The sequence below is a fragment of the Aerosakkonema sp. BLCC-F183 genome, from assembly GCF_041929145.1.
Classification (GTDB): Bacteria; Cyanobacteriota; Cyanobacteriia; order Cyanobacteriales; family Aerosakkonemataceae; genus Aerosakkonema.
The window spans coordinates 75,550-90,903 of sequence record NZ_JBHFNU010000070.1 but is presented as its reverse complement, the minus strand read 5'-3'; the positions used below and the strand labels follow the sequence as shown (position 1 = coordinate 90,903).

The window sequence follows — 15,354 nt, the reverse complement described above, 5'->3', positions numbered from 1 at the left end:
TTCCTTTGTGGCGGTCCTGGCCTCCGCCCCCGGCGGCCACCGCCCAACAACGTACTTAATACTATGGCTCGTTGTCTTGGCGGATGAAGCTTTGGAGCGAGGGGGCAAGTTGTTAGAAGTTGCCGAAAAACATTATAATTGGCGTTTTAGTGGTTAAAACGGCATATCATCGTCGTCAAAATTGTCCGGCGGCGGAAAATCATCGCTTATTTCTGGCTGTGGCTCATTTTCCGGTTCCGTTTGCATATCGATCCAACGCTTGGCTTGTTTGAGCGCTTCTTTCTCATTTTTAGCGTTGTGAACTGGGATAAAGCACTTGCCACCGGAGTTCCAGACTTCGACGCAAAACACTGGTCTCGCTTCGATAATCCAACCTTTGTAAATTTCTGGTGAACTCATAGTTAATACCAATTCTTTATCCTGTCGCTAGAAATCGCCTAAGTGTATGGTAAGGTTTAATGGGCTTGGAAGTTCGCAATCCGATCGATCCTTGTGCGGGATTCAAACTAAACCAAACCGCAAATCCTTATTTTGAAGCTAGCACGCCTAAGCTGACAAACGTCAGGTTGACAATACTGACAACAGTACCAAAGTTATGTTAAATAATGCAAAGTATTGCAGCAGTTCATTTGGCTAAATTACTGCGGGAGGCAGGTTGTGTAATTTGGTTGAGCTTGTTTTGGGCCGATCTCAGCAGCTGTTGTGCTTCTGCATAAGCGGTCGTTCCTCGTTCAACCCTTTGCAATTGATAAATAATACTTTGGATCTGGCTGATCGTACGATTGCGATCGACTGAGTAAGCATTGCCGGAAGCCGCAAGTAAGGATTCGATTTGCTGTTTAGCTTGTTCTAAAGCATCTACTGACGCTTGTTCCATTTGCACCCTAGTTCTTACAGTTCCTAAGTCTGTCTGGTATTTCGCCAGTAGCTTTTGCGCTTCTACATAACCAGAGTCTTTCACTCGCACTGCTTCCAGCCGATCGATCGCCTGTTCCCACAATTTTTGCACTTCCTGCCATTTACTTACAGGATGTGGCGGATTTTGACTCATTTGCGCCGCCGCCATCGCAAATTGCTGTGCAGCTTCCATTAATGTTCCGGTTCTAGCAGTCTTTGCAGTTATGCGAGCAACTTGCTCGAAATCTCGCTGATACGCTGCTAATTTAGTTCTTGATGTTCTTCCTACGAACGTTTCCTGCGGTATTTGCTCTATTCGATCTAATGCTGCTTGCCATGCTGCGATCGCTTTTTCCCTCTCTGCAACTGTTGACGCCTGTACGTATTGCCGCTTCCCTTCCTGAAGCGCCTGTTCTGCTTGTTCCAACAGCGTTTGGGCTTGCTTTTCTTGAAATATTTTGGCTTCCATTCGTCCCACATTCGCTCTGGCTGCTTTAAACTCATCGAAAGTAAAGCGCCAACCAAACCAAGCGGTATATTTAGGCCAATAATCTAAAAACCAAACTGGTAAAGCATCCAGATGTTTTTGAGCTTCTTTGACTTTCTCTGCACCCAAATCCAAGTCAGCTGTACTGGTAGCTTGATTTACCAACTGATCGGCTTGTTCGACTGATGCGATCGCCCGCCGATAGTGATAATCCATGCTCATATAGCTGGGTAATAGCACAATTGGTATTGTCCGCGCCACCGGCCAGCGAATCATCGGATACGGTAAATTCAACACCCAAATTGCTCCCGCCGATCCCGCCAAAAGCACAACCGCAAATTTGATTTTGCTCCACGCACCCGGCGGACGGTTGACTTTGGCGGCTTGCTTGAGAACTTTTTCGCTAAAGTTAGGAAAAAAATCTATCACCGTCTCCCGCAATTCTGCGTAAGAAAGAGGTGCGCCTGCTTGCGATCGCAACCTTTCCAGTCGCTTCAACACAATGTTTCGCTGTACTTCTCCCGCTATAACTCCTTCAGAGCATTTTTTGACTTCCGCAGCCATAATTGCAAAGGCGCGATCGTACAGACGAGGCATATGGTATTTTACCAAAGCGATTTAATCAGCCATAAGTTCATTGTCTCACTCGATCGCTGCTTTGGGAACAGTATCTCTTGTCCACCTGACCGAGATCACTTTGGTTTCCCCAGAGTATGCGTAATACTACGGTTGTAGAAAGCGATCGGAAACTACCTAGTTGCCCGTCAGGACACTTTTGTGAGGGAGAAACAAAGTTCCTGTAAAGCTTTTCAAAAAACTTGGGAATAAATACCGAGTTTCTGAATTCGCAAATTAAGATGTAGCAGGGTGTTTCGCTCAGATTAAAATTGATTGACTTATCTCTGGAGACGAATAGAAAATATGAAACAACTTGGTGTGACAGTATGGTTTACCGGTTTGAGCGGTGCTGGTAAAACTACGATCAGTCGCGCAGTGGAAAAGGAGCTGCGCGATCGCGGTTATGGCATAGAAATTCTGGACGGCGACATAGTGCGCGAGAACTTGACGAAGGGTTTGGGTTTTACTAAGGAAGACCGCGACGAGAACATCCGCCGCATTGGTTTCGTAGCTCATTTATTGACCAGAAATGGCGTTATTGTTTTGGTTTCGGCTATTTCTCCTTATCGCGAAATGCGGCACGAAGTAAAGCAACGAATTGGCGATTTTATTGAAGTATACGTGAATGCGCCTTTAGCAGTATGCGAACAACGGGATGTCAAAGGACTTTATAAAAAAGCACGCGCCGGACAAATTCAGCACTTCACCGGTATTGACGATCCTTACGAAGTGCCAGCTAACCCGGATGTGGAATGTCACACCGACATCGAAAGTGTGGAAGAAAGTGTAGCTAAAGTTTTACACAAGCTCGAATCTGCGGGTTATATTAATGTGAACTAGGGACTAGAAAAGTCAAAAGTCAAAAGTCAAAAGTCAAAAGAAAAAAATGGGTTATGCGTTAGGAGTCAGGGCTTCCGGAAGAGGGGCATCCGGATCGGAATTAATATTTTTCCCTTCGTTTTGCCTTTTCTTTTTGACTTTTAAGTTTTAACTTTTGACTTTTGACTTTCCCCCAGTTTCTTACATATAACGAGTTAATTGAACTCGATAGCGGTCTTTTTTAGTAGTTGCCACTTCACCAACTTGGAGGCGTCCTTTGCCGCTGACAGCGATTAAATCTCCGGATTTTACTTGGTAGCTGGCAGAGTTAACTTCTTTCCAGTTGACTCGCACATCACCGCCATCAATTAAATCGACCATTTTACTGCGGGACATCCCAAAACCGGCTGAGGCGATCGCATCCAGTCGCAAAGATGCCTCTACCGTTGTTAGCTCTTTCTTTTTCGGTTCCTTAATCTTCAGAGCGCTCAATTCAATGCCCTGCGTTTTCACCGGCACCGATCGCACTTGCGTGAGATGTTCTGCCAAGTATGCCACCATTTCTGGAACTACAATTACTTGGGCTCCTCGCTCTCCCAACACAATAATATCGCCGGTTTTATCCCGCACAATACCACATCCCAACATCGCACCCAGAAAATCGCGGTGACTGGCAGGATCGAAGAGAAAATTACCGGCAATTTCTAACGCTGCTAACTCTACCCCAGACGGATCGAGAGGAAGTTCCGATCGCGCAATCGCCACTCGTTGACGTTCTGCTTGCGGATAACCGCCCCATGCCAGCAGATGCACTTCCGTCAAGCGATCGAACATCTGCTTAATCTCCGCCAGTTCCGGTGGCGAAAGAAAATCGGTAAACACAATTTCCCAAGTTTTGATCGCCTGTTCCGCCAGGTCAATTACTCTAGCAGCAGAGTCTCGATTTTCGATTCCCTTTAAAAGTTCTTCCCTCGGTAACATCGTTTGATTTTAGATTGTAGATTTGCTCTGGAATCTCTTAGCTATCAGCCGCGTAACCTTGGATATTTTCTGGCTCAAATTGACGCAGTATCCGGGTAGCTTCCCGCGTCAGACTTTCAGAACCTCGAACCACAATTAAATATTTTCCCTCATTCAAACGATTGCGGTAAGGTAAAGCATCACCGCTACCAAACAACAAACCACTGCCACCACCGACAAAAATACTGCCCATCAATCCAGCGATAGCACCCAAAAGGCCACCTATAACGTGATTGCCGATTTCGCCCGCCCAAGCAAAGGTGTTTAAATTAGTTTGCAGGCTAAAAGCTAGACCTGCCACAAAGCCAAACGGCACCAACCAATATGACATCAGCGTCGCTTGCTTTTTAGCTTGTTGGTTGGGATCGATCAACCCAAACTCATCAGCACTTTTGTATCCCCTGCCGAGAATGCTCACTTTGTCCATCGGTAAGCCTTCTTTTTCTAAAGCCGAGTAAGCTTCTTCTGCCTGAATGCGGTCTGCCAATACGGCAAAGAGATAATTCATACACCTGCGTAGCTAAAACAAAGGATAAAAACTTTCTGGCGATTAGCCGTGGCCATACCATTTTACCGTTAGAATGACCTACTGTAGAGATTTCCGATGGTGGCAACAAGCGCATCAGAGCATGGAAACAGCCTCCAGACCAAGATCCGACTGATGCGACGGCAACATTTTTGAGTCGCCGCAGGAGCTAAATTCAAAGACACCCATCCTCTATCTCTACCGGCAGAGACGAAAGTTACTGCCTGTTCCAAATTGTTGGCGGGACAAGTTTCCCGCTCTAAACTCACTTACTAACCATGTCCAAGGTTCTCGTCTCCGATTCAATAGACCAAGCTGGCATCGATATCTTATCTCAGGTAGCCCAAGTTGATGTAAAAACCGGCTTGCCAGCTGAAGAATTAATCCGGATCGTCCCAGAGTACAACGCGCTGATGATCCGTTCTGAAACTCGCGTCACCAAGGCAGTGATCGAAGCTGGCACGCAGCTCAAAATTATTGGGCGAGCGGGTGTTGGCGTGGATAATGTGGATGTGCCTGCGGCGACAAGGCAGGGCATTGTCGTCGTCAACTCTCCGGAAGGCAACACCATTGCAGCAGCAGAACACGCACTCGCGATGATGCTAGCCCTCTCGCGTTATATCCCAGAAGCTAACCAGTCGGTAAAAAGCAACAAGTGGGATCGCAAGAGCTATATCGGTACAGAAGTTTACAAAAAAAATCTGGGCGTTGTCGGTTTGGGTAAAATTGGCTCCCACGTAGCCACCGTAGCGCGGGCGTTGGGTATGAAGGTAATGGCCTTTGACCCGTATATTTCTAGCGAAAGAGCCGAACAGCTCGGCTGTCGCCTGGTGGAACTGGATTTGCTGCTGCGGGAAGCCGACTACATCACCCTGCATATGCCGAAGACGCCAGAAACCACTCACTTAATTAACGCCGCAGCTCTTGCCAAAATGAAACCGACAGCTCGGATTGTCAACTGCGCTAGAGGTGGAATAATTGATGAAGCGGCTTTAGCAGAAGCTCTGCAACAAGGTAAAATTGCTGGTGCGGCATTGGATGTCTTCGAGACAGAACCCCTGGGTGAATCAGCCCTACGCAGTCTGGGCAAACAAGTTGTACTGACGCCCCATTTGGGAGCTTCCACCGCCGAAGCACAAGTCAATGTTGCGATTGACGTTGCGGAGCAAATTCGCGATGTGCTGTTGGGTTTACCGGCAAGGTCGGCAGTAAATATCCCAGGTTTGTATCCAGATGTTCTGGAAAAGCTCAAACCCTACCTGCGACTGGCGGAAACTCTGGGCAATTTGGTCGGTCAACTGGCTGGCGGACGAGTGGAAAGTCTCAATGTCCGGATGCAGGGAGAATTGGCAAGCAATGATAGTCAGCCGTTAGTCGTAGCATCGCTCAAGGGTCTGCTTTCGCAAGCTTTGCGGGAGCGCGTCAACTACGTCAATGCGGCGATCGAAGCGAAAGAGCGGGGAATTCGCGTGATCGAAACCCGCGATGCTTCGATCCGAGACTATGCCGGTTCGCTGCACCTACAGGCAAAGGGGTCTTTGGGCGAACACTCGGTTACCGGCGCTTTGTTGGGCGATGGCGAAATTCGGATCACCGATATCGATGAATTCCCCATCAACGTTCCGCCCGCTCAGCATATGCTGTTTACCTTGCATCGCGATATGCCGGGAATTATCGGCAAAATCGGTTCCCTACTGGGCAGTTTTAATGTCAATATTGCCAGTATGCAAGTAGGCCGCAAAATTGTGCGCGGGGATGCGGTCATGGTGTTGAGCCTTGACGATCCCCTACCGGAAGGAATTTTGAGCGAGATTCTTAAGGTTCCGGGAATTCGGGATGCCTATACGGTAGCTCTCTAGTCGATTTTGGATTTTGGGTTTTGCGCGAAGTGGGCGTCTTGGGGGTTCCCGTCACGATGCCCACCTTCGCAAGAGAGGATTTTGGATTGTAGGGGCATCTCGATCGACAATTTTTTTATCGCGATCGAGATGCCGATCGAACCTTCCCTCACTCCGGAACCAATAATTTTTGGTTCTCACAACCCTTCCCAATCTAAAATCCAAAATCTAAAATCTAAAATCTGATATGTCAAACAGCTGGTGGGAACTGCAAATTCTCTGCGAACAAGCCTTAGAAGATTCTGTATTTTGGCGACTGGAAAAATTTGGCTGTCGGGGAACCGCCAGTGAGATGAAGGGTCATGCTTGCTTGGTGAGAGGTTATCTGCCGCAAGAACAGGCACAACTTTTAGACTTGGCGGCACTTTCCCTGTGGTTGCGTCAGGATGCGTTGGTTTTGGGTATGTTGATGCCAGCGATGAAGTGGCATCTTATCGATGAGGAAGATTGGTCGAGTAGCTGGAAGGCGCATTGGCAACCGCAAGAAATTGGCGATCGCTTTTTAATTTACCCCGCCTGGTTACCTGTGCCAGCAAACTCGGAACGCATTATCCTCCGCCTCGATCCCGGTCTTGCTTTTGGTACCGGCACCCACGCCACTACCCAGCTTTGTCTGGAATCGTTGGAAATGCGGCTTGGTTTTGAGGAAAGTCAAGCTGTGGTGGCGGATATTGGCTGCGGTTCGGGAATACTATCTGTTGGGGCGGTGTTGCTGGGTGCCGAAAAGGTTTATGCAGTCGATACCGATCCGATCGCAGTACGCTCTGCTCGCAGCAATCGCACTCTTAACAAGGTTGCTTCTGGGCGTCTCATAGTGGAACAGGGTAGTGTCGATCGCGTAATGCAGATGAGCGATAGCCCTGTAGATGGTATTGTCTGTAATATTCTGGCTGAGGTGATTATCGACTTGATTCCGCAAATGAGCGAAATTGCTAAACCTAACTCTTGGGGAATTCTCAGCGGTATTTTGCTAGATCAGACTAAACCCGTTGCTGATGTTCTGGAACAAAACGGCTGGGTGATTGCCACTCTCTGGCGTCGGCAAGATTGGTGTTGCTTCAATATTCGCCGAGGCTAAGACATCATAAAAATTAATTAAACATAAAAACCTTTATCTAAATCAGTGAAGATACTGAGCGTAATTGTCATAAGCGGAGGAAGAAGTAGAGGTAAAAAAGATCGATCGCAATCAGCAAACCTTTCCCGATCCAAGATTGCAGAAGATTAAAAACAGGAAACGAGGCTAACAGCACTAACGATATTTCAACAACAGAAACAATTCCACCGTAATGCTTCTTGTCCCAGTAAGAAATGGGGCTGATAAATCGATAGTTGCTGAACGGGAAAAAGTGCCGATGGGCGTCATCGTTGTGAACTGGCAAATCCAAAAGAGAATGCAGCACCATGCTGATGCAAAGGATTTGCACTTTTTGCCAACCGAATTTATAAGCAATAAACCATCCTAAAAAAGCTAAAGGAATGGAATGAAAGAGCGCGACAATATTTTGCCAAAAAGATTGATAGTAAGTTTCCGACCAAATTTGATTTTCTGGCAACCGCGCCATCAATTTTGCCCATCCGTACAAAACAAATATGGGAATATCCGGTAAAATCGCGCCCATGAAAATGGGAAGATTGGCTTCTGGTAGAGACTTTTTGCCCAAAAAGAAAAGATTGAGGATGGCATGACTTGGTGTGTTCATGGCTGGGCTTGACTTGGTAATTCCTCTGGCTTAATATTAATAAAAGGCAGCGCTTCATTCCCACCCAAAACTGTGGGGAAATGACCGTCCCATTTTTCGATCGCCTGCTTTTGCAAAATCAGCGGCGTTAAGTTTTCCCGCAATAACCTTTGCGCTTCCGCTTGTCCCTTGGCGCGGTTGATTTCTGCCTGCGCTTCTTGGGTAGCTTTTAAAGCTACGAATTCTGCCCGTTTTGCTTCCTGTTCGGCAATTTGTTTCGCTTCCACAGCTTCGCTGAACCGCTGGGAGAAGTGGATATTCACCAAAGAAATATCATCGACTCCGATGTTGTATTGAGCCAAACGAGCAGTCAATTGCTCGTCAATGCCTGCTTTTACTTCTCCGCGTCTGGTGATAATTTGTTCGGCAGTGTACAGAGCCATTACTGCTTTGAGGACTTCTTCAATTGCCGGGTTGATAATCCTCTCTATCACCTCTGTTTCGTCGCCAATCTGTTGAAAGATTGTGTTGGCTTTTTCTGGTATAATATGCCAGTTCAGGGCTACGTCGGTGAAGACATCTTGAAGGTCTTTGGATGCTGCTTGAGCGGGAATTTGATGTTTTTGGACGCGGACGCTGAGAGCTTGTACCGTGTTGACAATCGGGACGATCGCATGGATTCCCTCCGACAATACTCTGTCTTGGACGTGACCGAATTGCATGACTACGCCGCGTTCGCCAGCGTTGATAATTACGAAGGGTTTGAAAGCGATCGCAACTGTTAACACCAATAGCAGTATAGCCGCTGCGATGTAAGAAGTATTGCTAGATTTCATTTATTTTGTTGAGCGGGCACATTAGCTGGACTAACATTAATAAATGGTAGCGCACCGTTGCCGCCCATCACAGTCGGGAATTTGCCATCCCATTTTTCTATGGCTTGCTTTTGGAGGATTTGCGGCGTTAAATTTTGGCGCAGCAGTCTCTGTGCTTCCGCTTGACCTTTGGCGCGGTTAACTTCTGCCTGAGCTTCCTTAGATGCTTTCAAGGCTATATATTCAGCTTGCTTCGCTTCTTGTTCGGCTATCTGTTTGGCTTCAATAGCTTTACTAAACTCAGGAGAAAAAGCAAAATCTACCAGAGAAACATCATCCACTCCAATTCCATAAGCTTGCAAACGAGTTTTGAGTCGATTATCGATTTCTTCTTTCAGTTGTGTTCGCTTGGTGATAATTTCCTCGGCTGTCTTTTTAGCAGTTGCTGCTTTGAGAACTTCTGACACGGCGGGAGTGATAATCCCATTCACAATTTGCTCTGTATCCCCCACCCGTTGATAAACTTTATTTACTTCAGCGGGGTTAATATGCCAGTTGATGGTGAGGTCTGCTGTAACTTTCTGTAAATCTTTAGAAGCTGCATCTGCGTTAAAATCGTTCTTTTGTACGCGAACGCTGAGCCTTTTTACGGATGTCACTACTGGTATAATTGGGTGGATGCCCTCATCTAAAACCGTATTTTGAACTTTGCCTAATTGCATGACAACGCCTCGCTCTCCGGCATTGATAATTGCAAAAGGGCGAAAGATAATAGCTGCTAGTACAAAGGCTATACCCCCAGCGGTGTAAAGAACAAGGGGAAAAGAATCAACGGCTTTAATTTTGGAGTTAGGCATAGTTGGATAGTTAGGAGATGTTGGTGTGTATTCCAATTATTAGAAATGGCTTTTGGACTATTTCTGGCTCTTACCTATTCAAACAAAACCGAGAACGATGATTCCGCAGCTAGCAATATTTCTTCAACAAGGAGTGCCAAAAACGTTAGGGGTTTAAAGGTTAGGACTTGTGCAAGGAAACCCGGTTTCTATGAGAAATATTTGGTTTGGCGACGATAAATCACCGCAGAAACCCGGTTTCTATGAGAAATATTTGGTTTGGCGACGATAAATCGCCGCAGAAACCGGGTTTCTGGTCTGAGAGTACGTAATTACCGGACTCGCTCGATCGCAAAAACACGATTCCGTTACGCCATTGACAGAAAATTAGCTCAACCGCCGCCACCGCCACCGCCATCGCCACCACCGCTACCGCCATCACTACCGCCACTGTCGCTGCTGCTAAGAATAGGGATGATTTGTTGGATATGCTTATGATAAGAACAGCTGTGGCATTTGTAAGTAATCAAGCGCTTTCCTTCTCGTACATACGTAGGCTCTTCCACAAGTGAAATTGACTTGGATACTGTCAATTCCTGACAGGTAGGGCAGAGTTTTTCAGAATCTGAAGTCGTCACATAAGCCCGAAGGTGGACTCGTCCTGAAGTTTGCCCCGGATGGCACTTCGGGCATCGCCATCCCTCAAATTTTATATGCCCGAGTTTTTGTGCAGCTTGCTGAGGAGGACTGAGATGTTTGCTCAGCGATGTAGAGTTTAGTTGTTTTAAAGGCTGTTGGCAATCAGCGCAGTGCAGAGGACGGATTGATTGTCTTTTTTTATCTTTATGTAGGGCCTTTACTAATAGGTATGTAAGGCCATTATAGCTGAGTAATGCTGCAATTATTCCCACAAAAAAATTTCCAAAAAATAGAAAAGTGATTGCGAATACAGAACTGAAAGAACATAAATATAAAGAAGTAATGATTTCTTTATCATGCTCATCTGAACCCAATATCCGCAGTGGCTGAGGTTCGCTGGAAAGTTTGATGAATGCTGGAAGACGCGATCGCGTAATTCCTAAACCAGCAAAAATTGCGACTACCGCACTACATCCCGTCAATATCCAGACGTAAGCAGGTCTATTGAAGGGTGAATTGTACTGCTGTCCAATAGTAGAAACGAGATTATTTGTGTGAGGGCTTGGATGTGGTTTGTAAGTTTGCAAAACCTTAATGATTTCTTGCGTTCCAGTCAGCATAGCCCCGTTAAAATTACCTTGATTAACGCGGGGTCGGATCTCAGTTTTAATGAGGCTAACAACCCGATCGTCTGGAAAAATTTCGATAATGCCCCAACCCGTGACAATTTCAATGCGATCGTCACCTTTGGAATATAAAAGCAGCACTCCATTGTCTAGACCTTTTTTGCCAATTGTCCAGTACTTAAACCAAGCCAGTGCAAATTCTCTCGGAGAGGTGTAAGGTGAAGTTTCCGGTACAGTTATAACCATGATTTCACAGCTATTTTGCGCTTCAAGTTGTGAAATCGATCGATTGATTTCTGCTTCAGTTGCAGGACTGAGAATGTCGATGGTATCTGTCACCCAGCCATTTGGTCTGGGACCTGGTACTTCCTGTACGGTGATGGCTTTACTTGGAATGGGAAAGCTAGCGATCGCTAAACTCAGAAAACCGACACAAAGGGTTTGATGGATAGCAAGGGCAACAAATTTCACAGCTTTAGCCTCTGGTGTTGCAAAGTTGCTGCGGTTGAGTTGATTAACCTCCCGCATCTTTAGAATCTTTGATTTGCCCTGTTTGCACCAAGATCGGCTTAAGATCGGTAAAACTACGGTTTATAGTCGATCTTGACAACAACCAAGTCATAATATATATGACCGAGAAGTTATTGGTTTGAGAGCCACCCGGATTCATCCGTGGGGTCTATTCAAAATCCTTTTATCCAAAATCCTTTCCACGAATGACCACGCTCAAAGCTTCTAAGCAGGGACTGGCAAGAATTAAGCAAGCGAGAGAGAAAAAAGGGTGGCCTGTAGCCGATCGCAATTGGCTGGAAGCAGCGAGTGTGTTTCTGGGAGTCAATTGGGAAAAAACCGGTTATCTAGCTGAGGGGATTTCAGAAGGAACTTGGAGTCGCTTTTTGGCAGGAAAACGCCCGATCAATGCCGCTGCTTTCCAAGCTTACTGCACCATTCTCGGACTTAACTGGGAAGAGGTAGTTAATCGCACTCAGCGCTTAGATTGGGACTCTGCACCGGATTTACCCAGTTTCTACGGACGCGCAAAAGAACTGGCTACCCTCAAACAATGGATTGTCAAAGATAGATGCCGCCTGGTGACTATTTTGGGTATGGAGGGAATTGGCAAAACTGCTTTGGCTGTACGCACCGCAGAAGAAATCCAGGATGAGTTTGAGTACGTCATTTGGCGATCGCTGCGCTATACCCCATCGATCCAAACAATTCTCGCAGATTTGCTCAAGTTCCTATTCCAACATAAAACCGATATACCAGACAACATAGATTCTCAGATATCGAAATTGATAAGTTACTTACACAAACATCGCTGTTTGGTGATATTAGATGATTTTGAAACAGCGCTCAAAAGTGGCGAATTGGCGGGACGATATTGTGAGGGATATGAAGCTTTTGCTGAGATAATCAAGCGAGTGGGGCAAGAACGCCATCAAAGTTGCTTGGTACTAGCCAGCGGCGAGAAACCCAGAGAAATTGCTTTTCTAGAGGGAGAAACCCTACCTGTACGTTCGTTATCCCTGACTGGCTTGCAGGAAACAGAAGCCCTGGAAATATTTAGGGAAAAAGGTTTGTATGACCAAGAAAAATGGCGTAAATTAGTTGAAATATATCCAACTAATCCTTTAGTATTAAAAATTATTGCAGCGGTTATCAAAGATTCATTTAATGGCAAAGTCGGTGAATTTTTAAAACATAACACCATATATCTCGGTTATATTAGCGACATTTTAGACAAGCAGTTTGAGCGATTGTCATCTTTAGAAAAAGAGATTATGCACCAGATGGCGATTAACGGTCAGCTTATGTCACTCTCGCAATTGCGAGAGCATATACCGTCACAAGTATCGACATCAGAAATAATCTACGTCTTGGAATCGCTATTGACGCGATCGCTGATTGAAAAAATTCCATCAGACAGCGAATTGATTTTCACACTGCAACCGATAGTTATAAAGTATGTTAGAAGTCGATTTAATAGATGATGCGATCGCTATAATGTTATAATCTGGCAGTTGCGCTTCCCTGCTCTGCTGCTTCGCTGTATTCTTAGGGTGAGAAGAAAGTAATATGGGTGGTGTAGCTACGGTGAGTTATTGCCTCAATCCTAATTGCCCAAACCCCTCTGACCCATTGAATTCCACAGAGAATATCTGTAGAAGCTGTGGGTCAAGACTTTTACTGCAAGAACGCTATCGGGTGATTAAACCTTTAGGCAAGGGAGGCTTTGCTCAGACTTTTGACGTAGTAGACGATCTCGGTACAGTGAAAGTCCTAAAACTTTTAAATACAGCAGGAATCACCGATATTAGAAGCAAAGAAAAGCTAGTGAAACTATTTCAGCAAGAAGCTGAGGTATTGAGTCAGTTAAACTATCCAGGAATACCTAAAGGCGAAGGCTTTTCATTCCCGTTTTGGCCGAAAGATAGCCAAGAACCATTACATTGCTTGGTGATGGAAAAAATTGAAGGCATTAATTTGCAGTCATGGCTAAAAAATCGCGGCAATCAACCGATAACGTCAGAGTTAGCGCTTGAATGGTTAAAACAACTAGCAGAAATCTTACATCAAGTACATCAGCAAAATTATTTCCACCGGGATATTAAGCCGCCCAATATTATGTTAACTCCTGAAGGGAAACTGGTGCTGATTGACTTCGGAGCAGTGCGAGAATTCACTCAAACTTACTTGCACCAACAAAATGTGACGGGTACGGTGATTGGTTCATCAGGTTATGCACCACCAGAACAACTGCGCGGCTGGTCTGTACAGCAGTCAGATTTCTTTGCGCTGGGGCGAACTTTTGTACATTTGCTGACAGGTAAACATCCCCTCGATTTACACGAAGATCCTCAGACGGGTAAGTTGATTTGGCGAAATAGTGTCCCTCATATCTCCAAGTTTGGGTCAAATTTTATTGATAAATTAATGGGGCGATCGCTATTAGGTTTGATTGATGAATTAATGGAGCCTTCTTGCAAAAAAAGACCTAAAAATACCAAACTTATTTTAAAACGCATTAAAAAAATTGGTCGCCTTCCTATTCCAGAAATTGTGGGAGGAGCGACTCTGATACTTACAGGTACAGCAGCGGTCGTTTATTGGTATTTAACAGGAGTCCAGGGATGTGCAAAAATTTCGCTCAAAAGTTTTCCTAAAGGTGACAGTCTCAGTTGTGGAGAAGAAATTTTAGTTCCATATTTTTCCTTATCGGAAACACAAGCAGGAGTTGATGCCTTCTTCGCCAATAACTATAAAAATGCCGTTGATTTGCTAGAAAAAGCATGGCAAAAGCGACATAACCCGGAAACATTAATTTATCTAAATAATGCCAGACTGACCGCCCAAAAAGCAGAAGCTTATACCATTGCTGTCGTCGCTCCGATCGGCGATAAAACTCTGAACACAGCTTTGGAAATTTTGCGAGGAGTTGCCCAAGCCCAAGATGAGTTCAATAGTAAGCGAAAGCCCGGTCAAGCGGGTATTAAAGTGCTAATTGCCAACGATGAAAATCAGCCTGTCAAAGCTAAGAAGATTGCAGAGGCACTGGTATCTAAAAAAGATGTTCTCGCCGTTATCGGCCATTACACAAGTGAGGTAACACTGGCAGCTTTAGATGTTTACGATCGCAACTTAGTATTAGTTTCTCCCACCAGCACTTCCGAAGATTTATCGAACAAAAGTTACTTTTTCTTTCGGACTGCATCTAGCGATCGCGTCAGTGCCCAAGCTTTAGCTAACTACCTAATTACGCAAGTGCAGCAGCGCAAAGTTGCCGTATTTTACAATCCCAAGAGTAGTTTTAGCCAATCTATCCGTTATGAATTTCATAGGAGCTTTCGTACAATCGGAGGACAAGTTGTTAAAGATTTTGACTTGTCCGATCCTTCCTTCATAGCAGATGTTGCCATAGAGCAAGCCCAAAAACAAGGAGCCACTGCGCTAGCTTTACTCCCAGACGGTCAGACCAGTGCTTATACTTTTGGCAATACATTGAAAGCAATAAAAGCTAATCGAAAAGGTAATTTAATTGTGGCAGGAGATACCCTCTACGGTTCTGAAATCTTACAATTGGTAGGGCCAGAGGCATCCTCACGCCTCGCCGTGGCTGTACCTTGGCATCACTTGAGTAGCCCCAATCGCGAATTTTCCCGTTCAACTGAGAAGTTGTGGGGAGGGGAAGTCAGTCCTCGAACAGCCTTAAGCTATGATGCTGTGATGGTGTTGATAAAAGCTATACAAAAAAACTCTCACCCAAACCGTCTGAATGTGCAGCAAGTTCTGGCAGAGCCCTCTTTTCAAGCAATTGGAGCAACAGGGGTAGTTAGTTTTGAATCTAATGGAAATCGCAAGGAACCAGTTGTTGTATTGGTTAAAGTCGTGGCGTCTAAGTGTTCGCCTTATGGCTACATATTTGTACCCATCAAATATTCCAAAGTTGAAAACTTAGGGTGCGCTTCAAAATCCACTTTTCCTGAATAA

At 45.4% G+C, this 15,354-nt stretch carries 15 protein-coding genes; 5 read left to right on the top strand and 10 right to left on the bottom strand.

Annotated features, from left to right (window positions below; all coding sequences use genetic code 11):
• Positions 1-153: 153 nt before the first annotated feature.
• Both ACE1CD_RS21350 and ACE1CD_RS21345 read right to left on the bottom strand, forming a co-directional pair.
• A complete protein-coding gene (locus ACE1CD_RS21350) occupies positions 154-399 on the bottom strand; it encodes a hypothetical protein (RefSeq protein WP_190471678.1) in 246 nt (81 codons plus the stop codon).
• Between the two features lie 226 nt (positions 400-625).
• Positions 626-1,981, bottom strand: a complete 1,356-nt coding sequence (locus tag ACE1CD_RS21345) for a hypothetical protein (RefSeq protein WP_374826175.1) — start codon at positions 1,979-1,981, stop codon at positions 626-628.
• 324 nt (positions 1,982-2,305) lie between these two features.
• Between ACE1CD_RS21345 and cysC the strand changes: the two genes are divergently transcribed.
• A complete protein-coding gene (cysC, locus tag ACE1CD_RS21340) occupies positions 2,306-2,842 on the top strand; it encodes an adenylyl-sulfate kinase (protein WP_374826174.1) in 537 nt (178 codons plus the stop codon).
• A 180-nt stretch (positions 2,843-3,022) separates the two neighbouring features.
• Here the strand turns inward: cysC and ACE1CD_RS21335 are convergent, their stop codons facing one another.
• Entirely contained in the window at positions 3,023-3,802 is a 780-nt protein-coding gene (locus tag ACE1CD_RS21335) for a photosystem II S4 domain protein (protein ID WP_374826173.1), read from the bottom strand.
• Positions 3,803-3,839: 37 nt separating this feature from the next.
• Positions 3,840-4,349, bottom strand: a complete 510-nt coding sequence (locus ACE1CD_RS21330) for a hypothetical protein (protein ID WP_374799677.1) — start codon at positions 4,347-4,349, stop codon at positions 3,840-3,842.
• Between the two features lie 296 nt (positions 4,350-4,645).
• On the opposite strand from ACE1CD_RS21330, the gene serA reads away from it, so the two are divergent.
• Positions 4,646-6,226, top strand: a complete 1,581-nt coding sequence (serA, locus tag ACE1CD_RS21325; RefSeq protein ID WP_374799675.1) for a phosphoglycerate dehydrogenase — start codon at positions 4,646-4,648, stop codon at positions 6,224-6,226.
• A 51-nt stretch (positions 6,227-6,277) separates the two neighbouring features.
• Here the strand turns inward: serA and ACE1CD_RS21320 are convergent, their stop codons facing one another.
• The gene (locus ACE1CD_RS21320; RefSeq protein ID WP_374799673.1) at positions 6,278-6,406 is read right to left on the bottom strand and encodes a hypothetical protein; all 129 of its coding nucleotides are present in this window, start codon (positions 6,404-6,406) and stop codon (positions 6,278-6,280) included.
• Between the two features lie 46 nt (positions 6,407-6,452).
• On the opposite strand from ACE1CD_RS21320, the gene prmA reads away from it, so the two are divergent.
• Positions 6,453-7,343 (top strand): 50S ribosomal protein L11 methyltransferase, encoded by an 891-nt coding sequence (gene prmA / locus ACE1CD_RS21315; protein WP_374799671.1) that lies wholly within the window; start codon positions 6,453-6,455, stop codon positions 7,341-7,343.
• A 67-nt stretch (positions 7,344-7,410) separates the two neighbouring features.
• Here the strand turns inward: prmA and ACE1CD_RS21310 are convergent, their stop codons facing one another.
• The 5 genes from ACE1CD_RS21310 to ACE1CD_RS21290 all read right to left on the bottom strand — a co-directional run bounded on the left by ACE1CD_RS21310 (position 7,411) and on the right by ACE1CD_RS21290 (position 11,391).
• Entirely contained in the window at positions 7,411-7,968 is a 558-nt protein-coding gene (locus ACE1CD_RS21310) for a hypothetical protein (protein ID WP_374799669.1), read from the bottom strand.
• Positions 7,965-8,783 carry a prohibitin family protein gene (locus ACE1CD_RS21305; protein ID WP_374799667.1) on the bottom strand — a complete coding sequence of 273 codons (819 nt, stop codon included), beginning with the start codon at positions 8,781-8,783 and terminating at the stop codon, positions 7,965-7,967. The genes ACE1CD_RS21310 and ACE1CD_RS21305 overlap by 4 nt, the downstream gene beginning before the upstream one ends.
• Positions 8,780-9,619, bottom strand: a complete 840-nt coding sequence (locus tag ACE1CD_RS21300; RefSeq protein WP_374799665.1) for a prohibitin family protein — start codon at positions 9,617-9,619, stop codon at positions 8,780-8,782. The genes ACE1CD_RS21305 and ACE1CD_RS21300 overlap by 4 nt, the downstream gene beginning before the upstream one ends.
• Positions 9,620-9,839: 220 nt before the next feature.
• On the bottom strand, positions 9,840-10,037 hold the full coding sequence (locus tag ACE1CD_RS21295; RefSeq protein WP_374826172.1) for a hypothetical protein: 198 nt from the start codon (positions 10,035-10,037) through the stop codon (positions 9,840-9,842).
• Positions 9,991-11,391 (bottom strand): TPM domain-containing protein, encoded by a 1,401-nt coding sequence (locus ACE1CD_RS21290; RefSeq protein WP_374826171.1) that lies wholly within the window; start codon positions 11,389-11,391, stop codon positions 9,991-9,993. Before ACE1CD_RS21290 ends, ACE1CD_RS21295 begins: the two co-directional genes overlap by 47 nt.
• A gap of 188 nt (positions 11,392-11,579) precedes the next feature.
• On the opposite strand from ACE1CD_RS21290, the gene ACE1CD_RS21285 reads away from it, so the two are divergent.
• The gene (locus ACE1CD_RS21285; RefSeq protein ID WP_374826170.1) at positions 11,580-12,857 is read left to right on the top strand and encodes an NB-ARC domain-containing protein; all 1,278 of its coding nucleotides are present in this window, start codon (positions 11,580-11,582) and stop codon (positions 12,855-12,857) included.
• Positions 12,858-12,942: 85 nt separating this feature from the next.
• Entirely contained in the window at positions 12,943-15,354 is a 2,412-nt protein-coding gene (locus ACE1CD_RS21280; RefSeq protein ID WP_374826169.1) for an ABC transporter substrate-binding protein, read from the top strand.